The sequence below is a fragment of the Streptomyces sp. CO7 genome, from assembly GCF_053474865.1.
The window spans coordinates 1-1,621 of the sequence record NZ_JBRIOU010000230.1; the positions used below are offsets into that span (position 1 = coordinate 1).

At 75.1% G+C, this 1,621-nt stretch carries 2 protein-coding genes; both read left to right on the forward strand.

Annotation, left to right across the window (positions count from 1 at the left end):
- The coding region (locus ACOV8S_RS33010) for an acyl carrier protein (RefSeq protein WP_448322359.1) at window positions 1-680 on the forward strand (680 nt) is incomplete at its 5' end.
- A gap of 57 nt (window positions 681-737) precedes the next feature.
- The coding region (locus tag ACOV8S_RS33015; protein ID WP_448322361.1) for a beta-ketoacyl synthase N-terminal-like domain-containing protein at window positions 738-1,621 on the forward strand (884 nt) is incomplete at its 3' end.

Genomic DNA, 1,621 nt, shown 5'->3' on the forward strand with positions numbered 1-1,621 from the left:
TCCCCGCCCGCCTCGACCTGACGGCCCTGCGCGGTACGACCGACCCGGAGCGCGTCCCACCGCTGCTGCGGGGCCTCGTCAGACCCCCGGCCCGCAGGGCGGCACCCCGGGCGGACGGCCCGGCCGCCCGCGACGAGGGCAGCACCCCGCCGTGGGCGCGCAAACTCGCCGAGGCCGCTCCCGACGACCGGCCCCGTCTGGTCCTGGACCTGGTCCGGGCGACGATCGCCGAGGTCCTCGGTCACGCGCCGAACCGGCCCGTGCCGGCCGACCGCGGGCTGCTCGACCTCGGGTTCGACTCACTGACCGCCGTCGAGCTGCGCAACCGGCTGGGCGCCGAGACAGGACTGCGTCTGCCCACCACCCTCCTGTTCGACCAGCCGACGGCCGGCGCCCTGGCCACCCACCTGCTGGACGAGCTGACCGACCTGCTGCCCGGCGGCGCCGCCACCGTGCTCGCCAGGATCGGCGACCTGGAGGCCGCCTTCACCCAGGACACCGCCCTCGGCACGGAGGCGCGCGAGAGGGCCGTCGCCCGCCTCACCGCGGTGCTGGAACGGATGACCGCCGGCGGCGCCGCCGGGGGACCCGCCGACGCCGCGCCCGAGGCGCCCCGGCTGGACCAGGTCTCCGACGACGAACTGTTCGACCTGATCGACGGCCAGCTCGGCGCCGAGTGAGCCGCACCGCCCGCGTGACCACCCATGCCTCTTTGTGACAAGGAGAGTTGACGTCGTATGTCGAACGAGGACAGGCTTCGCGACTACCTCAAGCGCGTGACGAACGACCTTCTGCAGACCAAGGAGCGGCTGTCCCGGGTCGAGGCCGAGCGCCACGAGCCGATAGCCGTCGTCGGCATGGCGTGCCGTTACCCAGGAGGCGTCCGCTCGCCCGAGGACCTGTGGCGGATCGCCGAGTCCGGCACGGACGCCGTCTCGCCCTTCCCCGAGAACCGGGGCTGGGACACGGCCGGCCTGTACGACCCGGACCCCGGCCGCACCGGCAGGACGTACGCCAGGGAGGGCGGCTTCCTGCACGACGCCGACCGCTTCGACCCGGGCTTCTTCGGCATCAGCCCTCGCGAGGCGCTCGCCGTCGACCCGCAGCAGCGGCTGCTGCTGGAGACGGCCTGGGAGACGTTCGAGGCGGCGGGCATCGCCCCGTCCTCCCTGCGCGGGTCCCGTACCGGCGTCTTCGCGGGTGTCATGTACGGCGACTACGGCGGGCGCATCCGCAAGGCCCCGGAAGGGCTCGAGGGCTACATCGGGACCGGCAGCGCCGGGTCGGTCGCCTCGGGGCGGCTCTCCTACACCTTCGGCCTCGAAGGACCGGCGGTGACCGTGGACACCGCCTGCTCGTCCTCGCTGGTGGCCCTGCACCTCGCCGTGCAGTCGCTGCGGCAGGGCGAGTGCGACCTCGCCCTCGCCGGCGGCGCCACCGTCATCGCCACCCCGGGCCTCTTCGTCGAGTTCAGCCGGCAGCGCGGCCTGTCCCCGGACGGCCGGTGCAAGGCCTTCGCCGCCACCGCCGACGGCCCGGGGTGGGGCGAGGGTGCCGGGCTGCTGCTGGTGGAGCGGCTGTCCGACGCCCGCCGCAACGGGCACCCCGCGCTGGCGGTGGG